General features: G+C 61.8%; 24 protein-coding genes. All 24 read left to right on the top strand.

Annotated elements, in window-relative coordinates:
- The first annotated feature begins 2 nt into the window (after positions 1–2).
- The 24 genes from LA343_RS11565 (at position 3) to LA343_RS11450 (ending at position 19,652) form a co-directional block, all read left to right on the top strand.
- The gene (locus LA343_RS11565; RefSeq protein WP_224209174.1) at positions 3–287 is read left to right on the top strand and encodes an HNH endonuclease; all 285 of its coding nucleotides are present in this window, start codon (positions 3–5) and stop codon (positions 285–287) included.
- A gap of 249 nt (positions 288–536) precedes the next feature.
- Positions 537–1,136 (top strand): hypothetical protein, encoded by a 600-nt coding sequence (locus LA343_RS11560; RefSeq protein WP_025403494.1) that lies wholly within the window; start codon positions 537–539, stop codon positions 1,134–1,136.
- Entirely contained in the window at positions 1,133–2,632 is a 1,500-nt protein-coding gene (locus LA343_RS11555) for a hypothetical protein (RefSeq protein WP_025403493.1), read from the top strand. Before LA343_RS11560 ends, LA343_RS11555 begins: the two co-directional genes overlap by 4 nt.
- Entirely contained in the window at positions 2,629–4,044 is a 1,416-nt protein-coding gene (locus LA343_RS11550; RefSeq protein WP_025403492.1) for a phage portal protein, read from the top strand. The genes LA343_RS11555 and LA343_RS11550 overlap by 4 nt, the downstream gene beginning before the upstream one ends.
- A 19-nt stretch (positions 4,045–4,063) precedes the next feature.
- On the top strand, positions 4,064–5,167 hold the full coding sequence (locus tag LA343_RS11545) for a VG15 protein (RefSeq protein ID WP_144084519.1): 1,104 nt from the start codon (positions 4,064–4,066) through the stop codon (positions 5,165–5,167).
- Between the two features lie 66 nt (positions 5,168–5,233).
- The gene (locus tag LA343_RS11540) at positions 5,234–5,764 is read left to right on the top strand and encodes a hypothetical protein (RefSeq protein ID WP_025403490.1); all 531 of its coding nucleotides are present in this window, start codon (positions 5,234–5,236) and stop codon (positions 5,762–5,764) included.
- Between the two features lie 5 nt (positions 5,765–5,769).
- Positions 5,770–6,828 (top strand): hypothetical protein, encoded by a 1,059-nt coding sequence (locus LA343_RS11535; protein WP_025403489.1) that lies wholly within the window; start codon positions 5,770–5,772, stop codon positions 6,826–6,828.
- An 80-nt stretch (positions 6,829–6,908) separates the two neighbouring features.
- Complete coding sequence (locus LA343_RS11530; protein WP_025403488.1) at positions 6,909–7,373, top strand: hypothetical protein; 465 nt, start codon at positions 6,909–6,911, stop codon at positions 7,371–7,373.
- Positions 7,370–7,732, top strand: coding sequence for a hypothetical protein (locus LA343_RS11525; protein WP_144084518.1), 363 nt, complete (start codon positions 7,370–7,372; stop codon positions 7,730–7,732). The genes LA343_RS11530 and LA343_RS11525 overlap by 4 nt, the downstream gene beginning before the upstream one ends.
- Positions 7,732–8,046 (top strand): DUF5403 family protein, encoded by a 315-nt coding sequence (locus LA343_RS11520; RefSeq protein WP_025403486.1) that lies wholly within the window; start codon positions 7,732–7,734, stop codon positions 8,044–8,046. Before LA343_RS11525 ends, LA343_RS11520 begins: the two co-directional genes overlap by 1 nt.
- Positions 8,043–8,429 (top strand): hypothetical protein, encoded by a 387-nt coding sequence (locus tag LA343_RS11515; protein WP_025403485.1) that lies wholly within the window; start codon positions 8,043–8,045, stop codon positions 8,427–8,429. The genes LA343_RS11520 and LA343_RS11515 overlap by 4 nt, the downstream gene beginning before the upstream one ends.
- A gap of 4 nt (positions 8,430–8,433) precedes the next feature.
- Complete coding sequence (locus LA343_RS11510) at positions 8,434–9,027, top strand: phage tail tube protein (RefSeq protein ID WP_025403484.1); 594 nt, start codon at positions 8,434–8,436, stop codon at positions 9,025–9,027.
- Positions 9,028–9,101: 74 nt separating this feature from the next.
- Positions 9,102–9,593, top strand: a complete 492-nt coding sequence (locus tag LA343_RS11505) for a hypothetical protein (protein ID WP_224209173.1) — start codon at positions 9,102–9,104, stop codon at positions 9,591–9,593.
- Positions 9,594–9,610: 17 nt separating this feature from the next.
- Positions 9,611–9,991 carry a hypothetical protein gene (locus LA343_RS11500; RefSeq protein ID WP_025403482.1) on the top strand — a complete coding sequence of 127 codons (381 nt, stop codon included), beginning with the start codon at positions 9,611–9,613 and terminating at the stop codon, positions 9,989–9,991.
- Between the two features lie 46 nt (positions 9,992–10,037).
- Positions 10,038–12,950: a phage tail protein gene (locus LA343_RS11495; protein ID WP_025403481.1), complete on the top strand. Its 2,913-nt coding sequence runs from the start codon at positions 10,038–10,040 to the stop codon at positions 12,948–12,950.
- Positions 12,950–13,843, top strand: a complete 894-nt coding sequence (locus tag LA343_RS11490) for a hypothetical protein (RefSeq protein WP_025403480.1) — start codon at positions 12,950–12,952, stop codon at positions 13,841–13,843. The genes LA343_RS11495 and LA343_RS11490 overlap by 1 nt, the downstream gene beginning before the upstream one ends.
- Positions 13,844–13,854: 11 nt before the next feature.
- Positions 13,855–15,060, top strand: a complete 1,206-nt coding sequence (locus LA343_RS11485) for a Gp37-like protein (protein ID WP_025403479.1) — start codon at positions 13,855–13,857, stop codon at positions 15,058–15,060.
- Between the two features lie 4 nt (positions 15,061–15,064).
- Positions 15,065–16,171, top strand: coding sequence for a hypothetical protein (locus tag LA343_RS11480; protein ID WP_025403478.1), 1,107 nt, complete (start codon positions 15,065–15,067; stop codon positions 16,169–16,171).
- A 2-nt stretch (positions 16,172–16,173) separates the two neighbouring features.
- The gene (locus LA343_RS11475) at positions 16,174–16,452 is read left to right on the top strand and encodes a hypothetical protein (protein ID WP_025403477.1); all 279 of its coding nucleotides are present in this window, start codon (positions 16,174–16,176) and stop codon (positions 16,450–16,452) included.
- Positions 16,453–16,463: 11 nt separating this feature from the next.
- On the top strand, positions 16,464–16,706 hold the full coding sequence (locus LA343_RS11470; RefSeq protein WP_144084517.1) for a hypothetical protein: 243 nt from the start codon (positions 16,464–16,466) through the stop codon (positions 16,704–16,706).
- A 4-nt stretch (positions 16,707–16,710) separates the two neighbouring features.
- Complete coding sequence (locus LA343_RS11465) at positions 16,711–17,211, top strand: collagen-like domain-containing protein (protein WP_025403886.1); 501 nt, start codon at positions 16,711–16,713, stop codon at positions 17,209–17,211.
- A 9-nt stretch (positions 17,212–17,220) separates the two neighbouring features.
- Positions 17,221–17,793: a hypothetical protein gene (locus LA343_RS11460; RefSeq protein ID WP_144084516.1), complete on the top strand. Its 573-nt coding sequence runs from the start codon at positions 17,221–17,223 to the stop codon at positions 17,791–17,793.
- 71 nt (positions 17,794–17,864) lie between these two features.
- Positions 17,865–19,292: a peptidoglycan DD-metalloendopeptidase family protein gene (locus LA343_RS11455; protein WP_025403473.1), complete on the top strand. Its 1,428-nt coding sequence runs from the start codon at positions 17,865–17,867 to the stop codon at positions 19,290–19,292.
- Positions 19,293–19,652, top strand: coding sequence for a hypothetical protein (locus LA343_RS11450; protein WP_025403472.1), 360 nt, complete (start codon positions 19,293–19,295; stop codon positions 19,650–19,652).
- Positions 19,653–19,659 lie beyond the last annotated feature (7 nt).

Below are 19,659 nucleotides of genomic sequence, written 5' to 3'. Positions count from 1 at the left end.
GTATGGTGCAACGTACCGTTGATTGGCGCTGGAAGAAGCACGTCAAGCAGCAGCGTCAACGCCTGGAGCGTAACCCTGAACTCGCGGTCTGCTGGCTGTGTGGTCATCCGATCGACATGGACTTGCCACCGCTGCATGACTATGCGTTCAGCCTTGATCACGTTGTTCCAATCGCTCGAGGTGGAAAGCTTCACGATGAAGCGCGACCAGCACACAGGAAGTGCAACTCGCAACGCAGCGACGGAAGAAAAGCGAAAAAAGAAACAAAAACAATCATCGAATGGTGAAGCTTCACACGTTCGGTGAACTCGAAGTGTTCGAATAGGTAACCCTAACCTGGGGGAGGCCTCCCCTCCGCCCAGGCTGCTCCCACCTACCGGTAATGGTAGTCGCACTCGCGCACCGCGATTTGGCGGGGTTTTTACAGCTCGGTATTCAAACAAACCCCATTTCACCGCGTGGTTTTACGCAAATCGAACGGACTGACTGTCGGGCTGCGATCTGGTTGTAAAACTGGCTGGCACTCTGATGATGCTATGAGTGATCGTAAGCCACCCCAGAAGCGCCGGCAGTGCGGAACTGTCGCCGGATACCGCCAGCATACGAAGCGCAAGGAACGGCACTGCCAGCCGTGCCGTGAAGCTAACTCGGAATACCAGCGGCAGCGGCGCGCGAAGCAGAAGGACAAGCCAAAGGTGCGCACCAGGACGCAGGTTGTCGTGGCTGACGGTGGGAAGAAGGAGGGCTACCCGGCTTTTCTGCGTGATGCTGGTCGGAGGATGTGGGATGAGCTGCATGAGCAGTATGCGTTTGACCCGGCTACTGAGGTGCTGTTGACGGAGGCGTGCCGTCTCAAAGATCGTCTGGAGCGGTTCGCGGCCGCGCTGTCCAGCAACAAGACGTTGTGGTTCGAGCTGGGGGATGTCGAGGAGACGATGGCGGGTGAGCGTCAGGTGTCTGTGGTGATTAATTCGATGGTCTCGGAGGCACGCCAGACACAGGCAGCTCTTGGTGTCGCATTGGGCAAGCTTGGGGTGCTGAAGCCGGGGGAGCGAAAGCAGTCTGGCCCGTCGATGGCGGATGAGTTGAAGCGGAAGCGTCAGGAGCGTTTGGCCGCGGCTAAGGAGGGTGCATGAGTGATGACCGTCTTGTGGTGCCGGTGAGCGGTTTCGCGCCTCGTTCGGCGCCGGTGGGGGAGCAGTTGCCGCGATATTTCCATGCCCCGGAGTGGTCGCAGTCGTCTGGGGATATTTTGGCGGATCTTGCTTCGGTGTGTGGGGTGGAGTTGTTGCCGTGGCAGCAGTTTGTGGCTCGGAACGCTATGGCTGAGGATCCGGTGACGGGTAAGTGGCTTGCCTTCCAGGTCTGTCTGATCGTGCCGCGTCAGAATGGCAAGAATGGCATTGTCCGGTGGCGATTGTTGGCCGGGCTTTTCGTGTTTGGTGAGGAAAAACTGGTGCACTCGGCACACCTGTTTAAGACTGCTCGGGCGGAATACTTGGCTATTCGGGAGATCATTGAGAACACGCCGGAGTTCTTGGAGCAGGTCCGCTCGATGCCGGATAGCCGCGAGACGGCGATTATTTTGAAGGACGGGCGGCGGATCGATTTCGTGTCTCGTGTGCGTGGCAACGGCCGTGGTCTGCAGGGTGACTGCGTCATTCTCGATGAGGCTTTTGCGCTATCTTCAACCCTCGTTTCTGACCTGCTGCCTGTGCTTTCGTCGCGTCCTAGCCCGCAGGTGTGGTACACCTCGTCGACCGGCTTCGATGATTCAGAGGTGCTGCTGAATCTCCGCGAGAAAGCAATTGATAAGCCTGAGTCCAATAAGCACTTGGCGTTTTTCGAGTGGTCGGCTGATCTGAAGCAGGTTTACTGGCGTTCTCCGGAGGCGGTGGCGGCGTCTAACCCGTCTCTGGGGTATCTGCAGTCGTGGGAGTGGATCCAAGAGGTTGAGCTGGATGTCATGGGGCCGGAGGAGTATCAGCGTGAGCGCCTGGGTGTGTGGGCTGATCGGTCGACGGATGCGGCGATCGGCGTGGACTTGTGGGCTAAGTCTTTTGCGACCTCGGAGGTTCTTGCTGGGGCTCGGGTGAAGCGTCGCTCTTTGGGGCTTGAGGTATCTGCCGATCGCGATTTGGCGGTGCTCGCTGGCGTGGCGGAGCTGTCGGACGGCCGTGTGGTCGCGGACATTATCGCGGCGAAGTCCGGCATGGCCTGGGTGCAGGATGAGTGTGCGCGAGTAGTGAAGAAGCACCGGCCCCATGCTGGTGTTGTTATCGATTCGTTTTCTGGCGCGGCAGCGCTCGCGCCGCGGCTGGCCGAGGCCGGAGTGCCGGTGTCACTGGCCACCACGGGGGATATCACAAAGGGCACGGCCACCCTGTACGACCGTATTTCGAGGGTGGATGCCGACGGCGCTCCGGATCCCACGTTGTTCCACAGTTCGCACCCCTTGCTGGATGACGCGGCGCATACAGCGCGGCGTCGTTTGGTGGGACAGTCGAAAACCGCGTGGACGTGGGCGCCGTTTGGTGAGGTCAAGGTGGAGCCTTTGCGCGCGGTGACGTTGGCGCTGCGTGGATTGGATATGGAGCCGGTGAAGAAAAAGAAGAAGGGCTACGCAGCATGATGGACGCTTTACAGGTCAAGAAGGTCTTCGACCGTCTCAACTCGAAGCTGTCTCGGCAGCGACGGCAGTGCGACTCGGTCGACTCGTGGCTACGCCCGGAGCTGGACGCGGGATTTGAGGTACCCCGCTTGGCTACTAGTGAGCATCGTGCTTTGCGTGATCTGTCGCGTACGCCGTGGCTTCGCCTGGTCGTGGACAACTGTGTGCAGGCGATGTATGTCGACAACGTTGTAGGCGAGGATGGGCGGATCGACGAGCTGTGGGGGTTGTGGAATGCGAACCGGATGCGGTCGCAGCAGATCTCGAACCACCGGGCGATGATCTCGTACGGGCATTCTTATGCTGTGGTGTCCCCAACGGAGTTCGGTAGTGATGTTCCGGCGCGTATTCGGATGTTGTCGCCGCGCCGGGTCGCGGTCGAGTTCGATGACCTTGGTGCGGAGCCGTATCCGTCTGCTGCGCTGGAGTTGCTGGGGCGTGAGGGGGATGTGGGCCGGTTTCGGCTCCGACTACCGGGGGTGAGTATTGTCCTGGCGCTGGACAACGCTGCTCGTGGCGATGGGGACATGGGTGGTCTGCGCATTGTCAGCGTGGAGGATACTGGCCTGGATTTCGTGCCGGTGGTGCGATTCTGTAACCAGCTTGATCTTGATGGGCGGGTGATTGGTGAGGTGGAGCCTTTCATTCCTGCTGCTCAGCGGATCAATAAGACTGCCTATGACCGCTTGTTGGCTCAGCATTTCAATTCGTGGAAGGTGAAGACTGCGACGGGGTTGGAGATGCCGGAGCAGGTGGACGAGGACGGCGACCCGATCCCGGACACTTTTGATGAAGCCGCGGCAGAGCGGTTGAAGGTCAAGCTGGCACAGGATGACATCCTGACCGGTGGGGATGGGGTGCACTTCGGCACGCTTGATGCCACAGCCTTGGACCCTTTCGTGAACTCTTGGCGCTCGGATATTGAAGCCCTCGCAGCTGTATCGCAGACCCCGGCGCACGCGTTGACTGGTCAGCTGGTGAACCTATCGGCGGAGGCACTTGCCGCTGCTCGTGCTCCGCTGACGCAGAAGGTGTACGAGCGTCAGATGAGTGCTGGGGACGCGTACAGCAGTGTTTTGCGGGCGGCTGCGAAGGTGGCTGGCATGGAGGGGTTGGCGCGTGATCCGCTGATCCGTGTGTCCTGGCAAGACATGGAGATCAGGTCGCTGGCGCAGGCTGTGGATGCCCTGGGTAAGGCTGCTCAGATGTTGGGTGTGCCGAAGCGGAATCTGTGGGGCATGATTCCTGGTGTTGAGGCCGCTGATGTGGTGGAGTGGGAGCGGGCTGCGGATTTGGAGTTGGAGCGTGATCCGCTGAATGCGAGCTTTAGCCGCCAGGCCACGTCGACGATCACTGAGGTGAGCGGTGGCTAGGACGCAGCGGGGGAAGCGTTTGACTGAGGAGCATCGACTGGCTCAGGTGGGCTTGGCGGAGAAGCTGGCGAATTTCATTCGCGCCGTGTTTGGCAAGACTTTTGACTACTACGATATTGATGATTCGTCGGAGGTGTTTGTCAGGCGTGTGGCGCCGGATGTGGCGCGGATGCGTGAACGGAGCCGTGAGCTGTCGATCGATTATTTGAGGGAGTTCCAGGCGGTGGAGGCTCCGGACGCTCCGCCGCCGATCGAGGAGCCGGGGGAGTATGAGCCAGCTGACGCGGCTCGTGAGCTGCTGAAGACCACGCGTGGAGTGGGTAAGTCTGTGTCGCACAAGGGATACTCGGTGGAGGAGGCGCAGGCCCGGATTGAGCAGGCCGTGATTGGTAAGGCCACGAAGATCGTGGAGGACGGTGGCCGTCAGGTGATCGAGCAGGAGGTTCGCCGGGGTCACGGCCCGGTGGGGTACGCCCGCGTAGTAGACGCGGACCCGTGCCCTTTCTGTGCAATGCTCGCCTCTCGCGGGATCTACTACATGGGGGAGGAGATTCCGGGTGTGCAGCTGTACCGGTCGGACGCGTTCACTGCGTCTAACGCCCGTTTTGTGGGTGATGGGCGGTTTAAGGTGCATGACCACTGTTGCTGCACGTTGGAGCCGGTGTACATGGTCGACGGGAAGGTTGATCTGCCGGGGAACGGTAATCAGCTGGCTTACGAGTGGGCTGAGATTGCGTCTGGCCAGCCCGATCCGTGGAAGGCGTGGCAGCGGTGGCGGCAGTCCGGGACGCTGCCGGAGAACTACGACGGGCCGTTGGAGGGGACGCGGCGTAAGCGCCCTCCGGTTCGTGGGCAGTCGACGGGGCAGCGGGCTAGGCCGACGCCGGCGAAGGCCTCGGAGCGGCGTGCTTCTGATGGGACGAAGAGTGAGTGGGGGCGTGAGCAGTACCTTGAGTTCGCGGATGAGTATGAGAAGCGTCTGGCTGGTGTGCGGGAGGAAATAGCGGAGCTGAAGGCGCGTGGACAAGGCTCGGATGATCTGCCGGTGATGGCGCTGGAGTATGAGGCTAAGAAGCTGGTGTCGAGGATCGAGTCGTATCGGGAGTACGCAGACAAGCTGTAGGGGATTGCAGGCCGGGTGTCTGCACATTTGAGACGTCTTTATCGCCTGGAGCGGAAAGAGGAGCACATGACCGATACCACCCATGATCAGACCGATGGTGATCAGGAGACCCAGGCCGTGGAGTCTGAGGCTACCGAGACCACGGACACTACCGACACCCACGACACGGAGTCTGCGGACACCTCCAGCCAGGAGCGGGAGGATGACGATTCGCAGGTAGATGACGACTCATCTGACGATGATGACGATGAGGATGATTCTCCCCGTGACGAGGACATTCAGAAGCTGATCCGTAAGAACCGGAAGACGAACCGGGAGAACCAGAAGCTGCGTGAGCGGGCAACCGCAGCGGAGCATAAGCTGGCGCAGTTCATGGCGGCGCAGGAGACCGGCCTGCCTGCTGACATGGCTTTGCGGCTGCAGGGTTCCACCCCGGAGGAGCTGAAGGCGGATGCGGAGAAGCTGAAGGAGCTGTTCTCTAACCGGCGTTTTGTGCCTGGTGGGTTGCCGGGTGATGGTGTCCGGTTTGGGTCTGATGAGGGTGATTCCACTGAGACTGATCTGACGAAGATCGGTGCTCGAATCTACGAAAGGTAGCTCTAATGGCTGCACCTAATCATTTGCTGTTCACCCCTGAGCAGGTGGCGACCTCTACGCTGGCTGCTCTGAAGTACAAGTCCACCCTGGCTCGAATCGTCAACGCGGATTTTTCGCGTGAGATCGTGGCTGGCCGTGGCGCGTCTGTGACGGTGAAGCGCCCGGTGATGATCGATAAGGCTCGGATTTACACCGAGTCTGATCGTCGTGCTGAGAACGCGATCACCTACTCGAATCTGTGGGAGCCTTACACCAGCGTGAAGGTCACCGACCAGGTGTACAACGCTGTGAAGCTGCCTGATGACTTCGTGACGTTCACTCTGCGTGACATGGAGTCGCAGGTCGTGGCCCCGATGGCGGAGTCTGTGGCGGAGGCGATCAACGGGATCGTGGCGAAGTCGTTTGCTGACATCCCGGCTGGCCTGACTGCCGTGGATAAGGAGAAGGTCAAGGGCAAGCTGGTTGGCTCTAACGGGAAGTCGTACGCGACGCTGCAGGACCTGCGTGACGCCGGTACCGAGTTCGTCGGGTACGGCGTAAACACCTCGGTGAAGGCGGAGCAGCTAACTGCGAAGACGCACAAGGATGTGCTCAAGGTCATCCGCGCGGCGCACCGTCTTTTCGCGGAGCGTGGTGTGCCACTGGACAACCGCTACCTGGTGGTCGGTTCCCAGTGGGAGGCCTCCCTGCTGTCCCAGGAGAATCTTTTCAAGGTGAACGAGGCTGGTACGGGTGATCTGCTCCGCCAGGCGGTCATCGGCAAGCTGTATGGCTTCACGATCTTGGTGGACTACACCATTGATCCGCTGAAGGCGTACGCGGTGCAGCGTGACGCGATCACTCTGGTGACCCGTACGACCGCTGCTCCTCGTGGTGCTGCGTTCTCCGCTACTGCTTCTGCTGACGGGTTCACCATGCGGTACCTGCAGGACTACGATCCGGATCACCTGACTGACCGTGCGATCGTGGATACCTTCGCTGGCGCCCAGGTGCTTGATCCGCAGCGTATCGCTGTGCTGACTGGCACGGATGGGTTCGAAGAGGACGCTCCTGCGGCTGCGTAGGCGACTCTGGTAGGCGGGGCTGATGGTTCTCCCAGTTGGGGACTGTTGGCCCCGTCTTTCCTATTGAAAGGAGGCTCCGGATGGAGCGCACACGGCTAGTGGAAATGGCTGACCTCGAGCGGTCGCTGTCGAGTGACTACGGTTCGCTGGATCAGGGGTTGGCGGTGTGGGCTATCGAGATGGTGTCTGCCGCGGCGTTGGACTTGACGCGGCGTGATTGGCGGTCACCGGCTGACGTGCCGCCGGGGGCTATGGCGGTGCTGGGTATGGCTACCCGCCGGATGTACACCAACCCTGATCGTTTTACGCGTGAGGCGGAGGGCGATTACAGCTACGGCCTGGACGCGACGGTCACTAAGGCTGATATTTTCACCCCTAACGAGAAGCGGACGCTGCTGGAGTACAGTTCGGCGCGGCGGGCGAGCGGTATCGGGACTCTGGGGACGTATCGAGGTGATGTGGGCAGGTCTGGCACTCGCTATGTGCCGGACGGGACAGCCTACGGGTTCCCGTGGTACTCGGATGATGAGGGGGTGTGGCCGTGAGCCTGAGAGCAAGGTCTAACAGCCCTGACCGGGTTGTGGTGCTGCTGCGGGAGAACCGTGAGGGGGAGCGCGGCCGACTGGAGCCCGTGGTGGTTGGGCGTACCGCGGTGGATGGCAGACTACAGGAGTCCTCGAGCGCGGACATTCAGTCGTATGCCGCGGCTGGGGAATCCGGGGTGCTGAACATGAAGAGGTTCTACTGTCGCACCTTCCCTGGTGATGATCTGTCACAGGTGATCGACGCTGACGGAGTGCTGTACAACGTCGTGGGCGAGCCGAAGAGGCATCGAGGATCGCGCCGGACTGCTCGTGACGTGGTGTATTTGAAGCAGGCTGGCGTGAAGAGAGGAGTCAGATAATGGCGTGGGTTGATCCTGATGCGGGCGCGATGTTGGCGCGTATGCCGGGCGTGCAGCCGCTGCTCGACGCGGGCGCGGAGACCATTCGGGCGCGGGCGGAGGCCAATGCGAAGGAGAGGTTCCGCACCGGCCGGTATTCTGGCTCGTTTTCCGTCCGGGCTGTTCCTGGTGAGAAGGGCGTTACTGACCGGGTGGTGGAGAACACCTATCCTCAGGCTAACGCGATCGAGTTCGGGCACTTCGCGGACGGTAAGGATGGCGCTCCGGGCAGGTTCGTTCCTGGCCAGTTCAACTTGACGAGGGCGGTGAAATGATCGATGCGGCGTGGGTGATAGTCCGTGGTCTGCGTGCAGCTCTGCCGGGGCTGGATATTCGGCTGGATCGGGATGCGGAGTACACCCCGGATCAGGTGGTGACGGTGGTGCAGACACCTACGGTGCGCCCTGCTGGTGATCTTCCTGGGCGCCGGCTGGCGTCTGATGTACGTGTGGTGCTCACGACGACAGGGCCGGATTTCACGTCGTGTGCGGACGCGGCGGAGGCAGTGGCGGACGCGATGCTGTCGCTAACCGAAGTTGGTGGGGTGAAGCTGTCTAGCGTGAGGACTGACAGTGATCCGGTCAGGCTGTCGCCACATGATCCAACCGGGGCCGAGACGATGGCCTCGACACACTCTCTGATGATGAGGAAGAGGTAGAAAATTGGCTGCTAAGAATTATGATGACGCCGCGGTGTTCATCCCTGGCCGGGGTGCGGTGCTGATCGCCCCGGAGGGCACTGACGCACCTACGGCTGACGAGCTCACGCAGTGGGTGAAGAAGGGTGCTACTGGTGCTCTGGGTTCTTTCCTCCCGCTGGGGTATACCTCCGAGGATGAGCTTCCTGCTTTCGAGGCTGACACTGATGGTGGTGAGCGTAAGGGCGCGTGGGAGAACGACAGCCTTCGCATGACTCCTACGAAGATCACGGAGTCGGTGAAGGTCACCCCGATCCAGTGGTCTGAGGTTCCCCTGAAGCATCGCTTCGGCCCGGGCACGATCGAGGGCACCAAGGGGCAGTTCGAGATGCCGCGCGTGTACACCTCCACGAAGGTCGCCCTGCTTGTCGTGATCGTCGATGGCGATTCGGCGATCGGCATTCACTATTTCAAGACGGAGACGGCGCCGAATGATTCCCTGGAGCTGGATCCGGAGAAGTTCGCTGGCCTGCCGGTGAAGTACTCCGTGCTGGTCTCGACTGAGAAGGGCAAGGGCACGATCGTCGCGGCGCATCTGAAGGCCGCAGCGGCGGGCTAGTTGTTGTCGAGTAATCCGGTCAGTGTCCGGTGTGCAGGGGAGCATATTCCTTGTTCACCGGACATTTTTTGCACTTGAGTGAGGAGCCCTTGATGGCCGAGCAGGATTACCAGCAGTACGTTGACCGGATCACAGCCCAGGCGGAGGATTACGAGCCGATTACCACCGCCCCGGAGGGCGCGACGGTTGACCCCAGCCCGGCGTTGGGTGGAGTTGACCCCAATTTCGACACTACGATCTCGGACGTGGACTTGTCCGGCATGCCTGCCGTGCGAGACATGAAGAAAATGCTGCCCGCTGCTCGTATGAGGGTGCAGAAGCAGCTCGTAAAGCTCAAGGAGATAGAGTCCAAGCTGCCTGACAGCTTCAAGAATGGTGATCCGACGGACGAGGTATCGGAGGAAGATTTCGAGATCGTCTGCGAGATGATGGAGGCCGCTCAGGATTTCCTGCTCGGCCAGGCTGAGGATCGTGAGGCCATGGAGCAGTGGTTGATTGATTCTGACGAGCCGGAGAAGGCGTTGTTCGCGGCTATGGGGAAGGTCGCTTCTCGCCTGGGAAACTGATCGCCCTGCACGAGCAGGTGGAACGGTTCGGCACCGCTCTGGTGCCGGATTTCCAGGAGTTCTATGGTCTACGGCTCGTGCAGGTGGTTCAGGAGTGGGAGCCGGAGGAGATTTGCCTGCTGATTTCCGGGCTGCCGCAGGATTCCCGTCTCGCGGCGAAGCTGCAGGGTTACGACGGCGGTAAGGGTTGGACAGATAAGGATTATCTGCAGCTCGACGTGCGTAACGCGGTGGAGGCTGTGCGGTTTATGAAAGCCTCGGAGGGGAAGAAGAAGCCGGAGTTCAGGCAGTGGGAGCACCATCCGGGCTACGTGGCTGCAAAGCGTCGTGAAAGGCGGTCTCGCCGTGATCGCCTGCGAGCATTAGCGGGGAATGCAGGACAGGCGAAGCTGGAGTGAGTAGATGGCTGGTGGACCGACAGTAGGTAGGGCGAATGTCCGAGTCATGCCGGATACGCGGGGGACGTACCAGGCGCTGATGAGGGAGATTCGCCGGATTGAGAAGTCCGCGAAGATCAACGTGAAGCTGGATCTAGATACTGCTGATTTTGCTCAGAAGGTGCACCGCGCTATCCAGGCGGCGGAGGATACCGCCCCGGCTATTGACGTGAAGATGGACACGGATACGTCGCAGCTGGTGGAGGATGCTCGGAAGGCTGCTCAGGCCGCGTCCGAGGTCTCGAAGATCGACGTGAGGATGGATGTCGACCCGTCTCGGTTGTCGGCGTCGGCTCGGCGCGCGGTGTCTGAGGCACAGGCCGCAGCGGGCGATATTGACGTGCGGATGAATGTCAAAGGCGGTTTCGGTGCGCTTGGTGCGGGGGCTGCGTCCGCTATCGGCTCGGTAGGCTCTCTGGCGGGCACGTTGGCGAAGTTCGGCGGTATCGCTAGTGCTGCGACTGTGGCGGTGGCTGGGCTAGCGCCGTCTTTGGCTGCGATTGGTGGGGCGGCGTGGTCTGCGCTGGCTCCTATGGCGGCGTTGACTGGTGCGATGGCGCCGGCGGCGTTGGGGTCGGCTGCTATGGCGGTGGGGGTGCTGAAAACGTCCTTTTCGGGGATGGGTGATGCGCTGAAGGCTGCTGACCCGGCCGCGTTCGCTGCTGCGATTGCTGACATGCCCCCGGCTGCTCAGGCTGGTGCTACCGCGCTGCGTGACCTCAAGACGAGCTTCACTGACCTTGGTGACGGGATTAGCAGCGCTTTCTGGTCTAACCTGTCGAACCTTGGCAACCTGCAGGCGTTGGTAGCGCCCCTTGGTGACGCTATGCGGGCGCTGGCTGCGGATATGGGCACGGCTACGGCTGGTCTTGTTGATTTCGTGAGCCAGGGCACCGGCCTGACAGCCGTGCGGACCCTCATTGACAATGCGGGCGCGGCGGCAGGTAGCCTGTCGCAGGCGTTTGCTGGGGTGTTGCAAGGGTTAATTTCCGTGGGTGCTGCGGCGGCGCCTATTTTTGCGGATTTGTCGGCGAAGATCGCTGAGGTCGCGCAGAGCTGGGGCGAGTCGATGACTAGGGGGTTCGCTGACGGTTCCCTGCAGGCGTTTTTCACTGATGCGGTGGCTAAGGCGCAGCAGCTGTGGGGGGTGATGCAGCAGCTCGGAGGCATTGTCAGCGGCGTCTTCTCGGCTATGTCTGCTGCTGGTCAGCCGTTCTTGGGCACGATTGGGCAGGTCATCGAGTCTACTAATCAGTGGGTGAACTCTGTTGCTGGCATGTCCGCTCTCACTGACTTCTTCACGTCGATGGGGGCAGCGGTCGCTACGATCATGCCGCTGCTCGGGCAGCTCGCTGGGATCATAGGCTCCACGGTGGCTCCCGCCATTTCCGGCTTCATCCAGGCCATTGGTCCGGGACTGTCGGCTGCGATCGACGGCCTGGGCGCCGGGTTGGCTGCGATCGCTCCGGCTGTCGCTCCGCTCGGTGCCGCGTTCGGAGCCGTGCTGCAGGCCGTATCTCCGCTGCTCCCCGCGTTAGGGCAGGTTATTGCGGTATTGGGAACCGCGCTGGCTAGTGCACTTACTGCGGCAGCTCCGATGATCTCTAGCTTCGCAACCTCGCTATCCAACATCAGCCCAACGCTGCTGGCTGTAGGGGCAGCGATAGCCGGTGCGGTCGCTGTGTTCGGGTCGTTGGTGGGGCCGATCATGAGTGTGCTGAACGTGGTGCGCATGATCGGGCCAGTATTCGGATTGTTGTCCGGCCCCCTCGGGCTGGTCGTTGGAATAATTGGTCTGGTCATCGCCGCGTTTACGCAGGTGCCTGGTGTTATGGAGCCGTTGAAGGGCGCGTTCATGTCGATCGTGGAGTCTCTGAATCCGTTGATCACGATGCTTCAGACAGTGGCGCAGCAGTTGATGGCCGCGTTGATGCCAGTGATTGTCGCTATGGTACCGGTGATTATCCAGATTGCTGGCACGCTGGCTCAGGTCATTGCGGTGCTGACGCCGATTATTTCCACGATTGTTCAGTTGGCTGTGACCATCGTTAGCGCGCTTATGCCAGTGATCACTGCGCTGCTGCCGGTGATAGGCAGCCTGGTGAGCGTCTTCGGCTCGATCGTCACTGCTGTCGCTCCGGTGATCTCGATCATTGTGAGTGTCATTGCAGCTTTCGCGTCGCTGTTGGCGGGCATCATCGGCTTCGTCGCGTCGGCGTTGGCGTCGATTCTTGGCTTCGTGACGGGTGTGATCGCCGGGTTCGCCTCGATGATCGGCGGCGTGATTGGCATGGTCGCGGGTTGGATTTCAACGCTTATTGGGTTCTTCTCCCGATTGGTGATGACTGCCGTGAGCTTCATGAGCAATATGTGGGGCTCCATTGTCGGGGCGTTCAGCAGTGGTGTGTCCACTGCTGTCGCGGTGGTGTCGCAGATGCCGGGCCGGGCGCGGGCAGCACTGGGGAATGTGGGCTCGATTCTTGTGGAGTCCGGGCGTGCACTTATTCAGGGCTTCATTAATGGCATTAAGGCAATGATCGGTGCGGTGGCTAATGCCGCTAAGTCTGCTGTTCAGGCGGCGCGTGACTTCTTCCCGTTCTCCCCAGCGAAGCGCGGGCCGTTCTCTGGTCGCGGTTGGGTGCTGTATTCCGGCTTGTCGATCGGTGACGCTTTCGCGGAGGGCATTCTGCGGTCTGGTGGGGCTGCTGCGTCTGCGTCGCAGGCGTTGATGGACAGCGCTGCGGCGAACCTGTCTGGCTACCGGGCGGATGTGTCTGGCGTGGCCGGTGGCGCGTCGGGGCCTGGTGGCGGGGATTACTCGATCAACATTGGCACGATCGTCGCGGCTGATGAGACGCGCCCGCTGCGTGCAGCCGAGGAACTGCAGCTTAAGGCGGAGATTCGTGGAGGTAGGCGATAATGCAATCTGATGAGCGGTTGACGGTGGAGTGGCTGGATCGGAACGGTAAGACGTGGGATTTAACCGCGGGTACGGAGGGCGTTCTGCTCGACGTGGGACAGTCCGATTTCACCCTGTCCCCGATCGAGCACACCTATGTTCGCGGTGGTACGCAGTGGGCTGGTGCGCAGGTGCGCCGCGCGGAGCCGTCCCTAAAGTTGCTGGTTGCGGATGAGAAGACGGGCACGGAGTACTACCGCCTGGCCGATGAGTGGTGGTCGGAGGCCAATTCGCCTTTCGACACGGGCGTGCTACGTGTGACACGTCCCGATGGTGAGATCCGTGAGCTTGTCTGCAGGCTGCGGGACACACCCGGTACGACGTACCCCTATGATCCGGGTTCGGGTATTGACGAGAACCTCGGCGAAGCGTGGCTGCTCACGTCCCCGGATTCGTATTGGTCTGGCCCGGAGCAGTCGGTACGGTTCGCGTCGAACGCCGTGGCGGGCTCGGGCACCCCGTTCTACGGCCCTTCCGGTAAGGGCTGGCCACTGTACATCTCGTCCGCGTCGGCGGCTAAGGACCTTTTCATCTCGAATAACGGCCAGGGCCCGGTGTGGCTTACGTGGACGCTGGTGGGTCCGATGAGCACTGTCCGGTTCGGTGTGGAGGGCGGTCTGCTGGCCTATAGCGGGTCGATTCCAGCGGGTGAGCAGGTCGTGGTGTCCACGAAGCCTGGTAACCGCTTCGCCGTGGAGGCGGGCAGTGGGGAGAACCGGTACAGCAAGCTGAGTGGTACGTACGCGCCTATGCCAGTGGGGGATCGTCTTCCGCTGACGATTATCGCGGAGGGCATGACCACGGAGTCGGCCGTGATTGTCACTGCGCGTGAGCAGTTCGCCCGCCCGTTCTAGGAGGAAAGCTAGTGAGCACTGTGTATAACACGCCGCGTGGGCGGACGTACGATCCGATGCAGGTCGAGCTGTGGGAGTGGGATGGCACAGGACCCCTGGGGCGGGTGGAGCTGTCGGAGAAGATCGAGGTGACGTGGGCTGATCGCACGTCCGGGACGGTGGTGTTGGACACTCCGCTGACGTGGCTGACGCGGCAGTGCCTACCGGCTGACGGCCGGGTGCTGGTCGTGGTCACTCTGAACGGTAAGCGGCACATTTCCAGCGTTGTCGAGGCGCAGCCCTATGCTGACGCGGATAGCCGGAATGATCCGCGTATCCGTATCACCACGGCGTCATCGTGGTCGCTGCTCGATGGTGAGCTGATACCGCCGGTGCCAGACCAGCCCCTGAATTTGCAGCAGTCAGCGGAGGAATACGTACTGACCGACCGCCTAGAGACCGTCATCAAGCGCCTGGTTCAGATCGGCGCGGATCGGGTCGGGCACCCTATCGCGGTCATGCCGGATGCGCGCCGGGGTCCGCAGGTCACTATCCGCTCTCGCAATGACACCGTGGCTGACCTGGTGGAAAAAGCGCTGGTGGGTACCGGCTACCGGTTGAAGCTCGACGCGTGGTTGCCCGGCGACGATCCGATCGGGCAGCTGTCTCTGACGCGCCCCACGATTGTGGCGGATGTGGTGCCGTACCGGGAGCAGCCCGGCCTGGTGTGGTCTGGCCTGTCCGAGGACCTCGACCAGTGGAAACTCACGCATTCGAGGCCTACGAAGACACGCCTGATCGTTGGTGACAGGGGTGAGAAGACGGAGCAGAAATTCGTGCAGGTTGTGTCCAGCACGGAGCCTGTCAGCCCGTGGGCGCGGCGTGAGGGCTACGCGGGGGCGAGCTCGGAGGGTCAGATCCTGCAGGATGTGGGTGAGGCGGAGCTGGCACAGGCAGCGGGCTCGGTCGACCTGGACGCGACCGTGACGCCAGCCACGGCGTGGGAGTTCGGCACGGACGGCAAATTTCCACGCCAATATGACGTGGGGGACGTGGCCACTGTGGTGCTGCCAGGGGTGGGGGAGATCAGTCAGGTCATCACGGAGGTCACGGCGGTGCTCACGCCTGTGTCGATGACCGTCACACCAAAGGTCTCCACGCCTGATACTAAAGATCGATCGCTCTACACGACGGTGATGGAGCTGGACAAGAAGCTGGACGAGCAGTCCCGGAGGTAAAACCATGGCAATCACGGCACTGGCCACGTCGAATACGACGATCGGGCCCGCCCAGTTCGCGGATATGCAGGAGATTCTGTCGGCGCGGTTCAAGGTCGACTCTCCGACTGATCTGCGGCCGTCGACGGGCAGTAACCGGACTGTGAGCATTTCAGCGGGCGCTGGTTTTGCCGGTGGTAGCCGGATCCGCTCGACGGGTACGGAGACGGTGACGTGTGATGCACAGAGTTCTGGGTATCGGTACGACGCGATCTGCATCCGGATCGACTGGTCTACCGCGTCGCAGTCGCTGGTCGCTGTGAAAGGCAGCTCGACAAGCGTCCCGGTTAACCGCTCGTCTGCGCCGAACCAGTCGCAGATCAACCGGATTCCCGGCGTGATGTATGACGCGCTTATTGCCACGGTGCGTGTGTCTGCAGGCTCTACGACGGTATCGTCGCTCACTGATTATCGGCTGTGGGGCGGTGATGGCGGCCCGTATCGCACGAGCGCGGAGGCGCTGGCCTCTCCGAGCATGATCGACGCCCGTGTGGGCACACTGCTCACCGTGGATAAGCAGACATACACGAAGCGCCTGGATGACGACGGGGTGTGGCGCGATGTGTCCACGGCCTCGAACCCGTGGAAGACATGGAATCCGGTGCTTCGCTACTACGGATCGAATACCCCTAACGGGACGTCCGGTGGAACTGTCGCTGGCCTCGGTAATGGTGGCACCGCTAGCGGCCGCTACCGTGTAGTCGACGGCATGCTCGACGGCTACATCTACATCCAACCAGGGGCGACAGGTGCTACCTACGGTGACGGTCCAATGACCGTTGACCTGCCTGTGGCCTGCTCCGGGTGGCAACCGGATACCTGGTCGATGGGTCACCTTTTCACTTTCGGCTATGGCGGTGATGGCTCGTACGACTGGCATGCTGAGTGCTTGATCAAGGCGGGGTGGACGCGCGGCATGCTGTGGACAAATCGCAGGATCGATGATGCTCGACTGTGGCCGTATGTCTGTCAGACACCGAATGGCGGTCCGGGAACTGGCACGCCTTTTATCCTCGGCGGGTACCCGGTAGGTACATTTACGTTCCACATTAACTACCCGGTGGAGGGTTAGTCATGAGCGGTAGCCACCAATGGGAACCGTACAGCTGGGAACCAGTGCACTACGTAGGGCGGGATTTCCGGGTCACCTATGGATTCGCCGGGGACGTGCAAGAGCTCGTAGCGATCATCGGAGAGCAGCGCTATAGCTTCGAGGTGTCCAACGGCATAGCTGAGGTGATCATCCCCGCCACCGTGATGGACGCGGTACCGGATCGCACCGAAGCAAAAATCGAAATCAAGACCGGTGGCCAGTGGCACCTCATGTGTCTGGGCCACCTCACGCGGCGATAGGAGGCAGGGCAGTGGCTATACCAGTGTCGAGGTCAGAGCCCATGGTGGTGGGTGATGCGATGCTGTACCCGTCGCCGGGGCCAGCGGGTCCACGCGGCCCGGTGGGTCCGAAGGGTGAACCTGGCCCGGCGTCCTCTGGCCCCGTGATGTGGACGGGGCAGGGTACACCGCCGGATGTGATACCGGGCTCTAAGCCGGGCGACACCTGGCTGGATACCACGACGGGCGATATTTACGAGCTGGAAGAGGGATAAAACGATGGCATGGACGCAGAAGGGCAATCTTAGAGGCCCCAAGGGTGAGCCGGGGCCCCAGGGACTGCAGGGCCCTAAGGGCGATCGTGGTCCGCAAGGTCCTGCGGGCGTAGACGGTAAGTCTGTGTCTGTCGCTGGACAGGTTGACACGTATTCGCAGCTGCCGACCAATCTCACGCCAGAGGATGCAGGTAAGGGCTACATTGTCAACACCGACGGTGACCTCTACGTGTGGACAGGCACGGCGTTCCCACCGGAAGGGCGCGGCGTTGATTTCGTCGGCCCTGCAGGCCCGGCAGGCCCGGCGGGTCCAGCTGGTCAGCAGGGTATCCAAGGCCCCCAGGGTCCCGAGGGCCCGGCTGGTAGTGCTGGCCCTAAGGGCGAACCTGGTCAGCGTGGCTCGAAGTGGTTCACCGGCACGGGCACGCCTGGTTCCATTTCTGGTGCGCTCGCAGGGGATTTCTATCTAGATACCGCTAGCGGAACCGTGTACGAGCTGAGCTAGGGGGTTGGTATGGCATGGGTGAGTAAGGGCAACATCCAAGGCCCGCCCGGCCCGCGGGGAGCAGATGGGCCTCAGGGGCCCGCTGGCGTGATGAGCGATGACCAGAAGCTCGCGCTTTTCGGGTCTACGTCGTACACGAGGAAGCCTCACGGATCTTTGGTGTGGTCCGGGCCGTGGTACAACCCCCCGGGCAACGCGTTCACCCGGCTACGCGCCGGCGGCACTGAGCGGATGGTGGTGTCCCGGAACCAGAATGGCTGCGCTTTCGCACCGACGGGCGGTGACGCGTACCTGTATGCCCCTGTCAACGGCATCTACAACCTGTCAGCGGCGCAGACGTGGGGTAACGACCAGGGGGCTCGCGGTATCGGTTTGTCGACGTCCACGGCAGCGGGCGACCAGGGGGTGCTGTTGTGGCAGGACTTCGGATTTGGGCGTATCACGGTAACCTCCCGCTGCCTGTATCTGGCGGCTGGGACAAGGCTGTACCCGTGGGTGTGGGCGCCAACGAATGCTGGCATGTCGCCGCAAGACCGTGGTGTAGTCAGTGAGTACAGCATCAGCTTCATCGGCGGGTACTAGGGTCCGATTTTCGGCAATAGGAGCCGTCGAGAACAACCCCCAGGACTGCACCTGGGGGTTAACTCATGGGCATGGTTAACTACCCGCTCAAAGAGGGCACCTACACTCTCAGCTCCGGCTACGGGCCACGCTGGGGCGCATTCCACGCCGGGCTGGACTTCGCAGCACCACTCGGCACCCCGATCTACGCCGTGGCAGACGGGGTGATTGTCCAGGGCGCTGACCGTGCGCCGGGGAGCGTGTCCGGTTTCGGAAACTGGATCTGGCAGGACTCACAAGCCACCCATGGCGTGGACTTCATCTACGGCCACATGCGCCACCACGAGATCTACGTCCGTGCCGGGGATCGTGTCACAGCCGGGCAGCTTATCGCCCGCGTCGGCAGCGAAGGAGGCTCCACCGGCCCACACCTCCATTTCGAGGTGTGGGGACCACCGGGTCGCACGGGCGGCAAACACCAAGACCCCGCCACGTGGCTACACGCGCACACCCAGCAAACCCCACCCCAAGGAGGCACAGTGACGATCTTCGGCGTTGACGTATCCGAGCACCAGGACGGGATGAGCCTCGCCCGAGCCAAAGCGGAGGGGATTGACTTCGCGATTATCCGGCTGTGTGACGGCACCTACCGCGACCGGGTGTTTGCATCGCACCTCGCGGACGCGGAATCCGCAGGGCTGCTCACGGCTACCTATTGGTATCTACGAGCGCCCAGCGAGGGCACCAGCATCGCCCAGCAGGTCGATGTCATCGACCAACAAATGTCAGGTCGGCGCGATCTACCCGTGTGGATCGACGTGGAGTCCGTCGCCCCTGACGGGCGGAAGCTACTCACCAAAGATGACGTGTGGGCAGCGAAGCGCGAACTGGAAGCCCGTGGCTACCGCGTGCCGGGGATCTACTCCGGAGCGTGGTACTGGGAGCGGATGCCCGGAGGGGAGCCGTCGATGGACGGCCTCGGCGCACTCTGGGTATCCAACTACGGGAGGAACCGCACCGCACCCTACCGGGAGGCCTACGTCGGTGATGGTGGAGACCAACATCCCGGCTGGTCCTACCCGCTAGGCGACCGCAAGCCTGACATTCTGCAGTACGGATCCAACGGCCAGGTCGCTGGATTCATCGTAGATGTGAACGCCTATCGGGGCACCCGCGACCAACTCGCAGCGATTTTCAACGGAAATGCCGCACAACCACAACCACCTCAAGGAGGAAACATGACTGAACTATCCGGCGTATCCGCCGCAGCACTCAACGACGCGAAGCTCGCGGCTATTGAATCAGTTGATCGGCTACGCGCCCAGGACGCGCCGATCACCAGCATCGTCAACCCCGATGTGAAGTTCTCCCCGCGAGACCTCGCGGCGGTGCAAGACCTCAACGGCTGGTGTGCGCTGATCCTGGCGAAGGCCATTGCCCGGAAGCTGGGGCTTGACCCGGAGACGATCATCTCGACCGCGATTGCAGATGATCGTGCACGCACAGGAGGGAAGAAGTAAATGGAACCTCAGAGCGCTTTCAGCGTCGCCGTGTCCGAGTATCTGGCCACGCAGCCGTGGGCAGTGCGGCGCAAGGACACGATCGTGGCCGTGGCTGGCGGTGTCGCGCAGCTCGCGCAGATAGCTACCGTCCTGGCGGTCGGGGCGCCGGAGTGGGTGTCGCTGGTCATCGGTGCTGTGATCGTGCTCGCCCAGGCAGTGGTGCACGCGTTTACGCCTGGGGCTATCACTCCGTCTATGGCCCCACGCTTGGAGGCCGCGTACGTGGAGACCGCCCCGGCCCAGTTCAGTGACGATGCCCTACGGGACTCCGCTGCGTATGACGAGTCCGCGCGGTCGTACGGCAGGCACGCGGCTTAGGATGTGT

The organism is Corynebacterium falsenii, assembly GCF_020099275.1.
Lineage (GTDB): Bacteria > Actinomycetota > Actinomycetes > Mycobacteriales > Mycobacteriaceae > Corynebacterium > Corynebacterium falsenii.
Note: the sequence above shows the minus strand (reverse complement) of the source record. Positions and strands in the feature narration are given on the sequence as shown.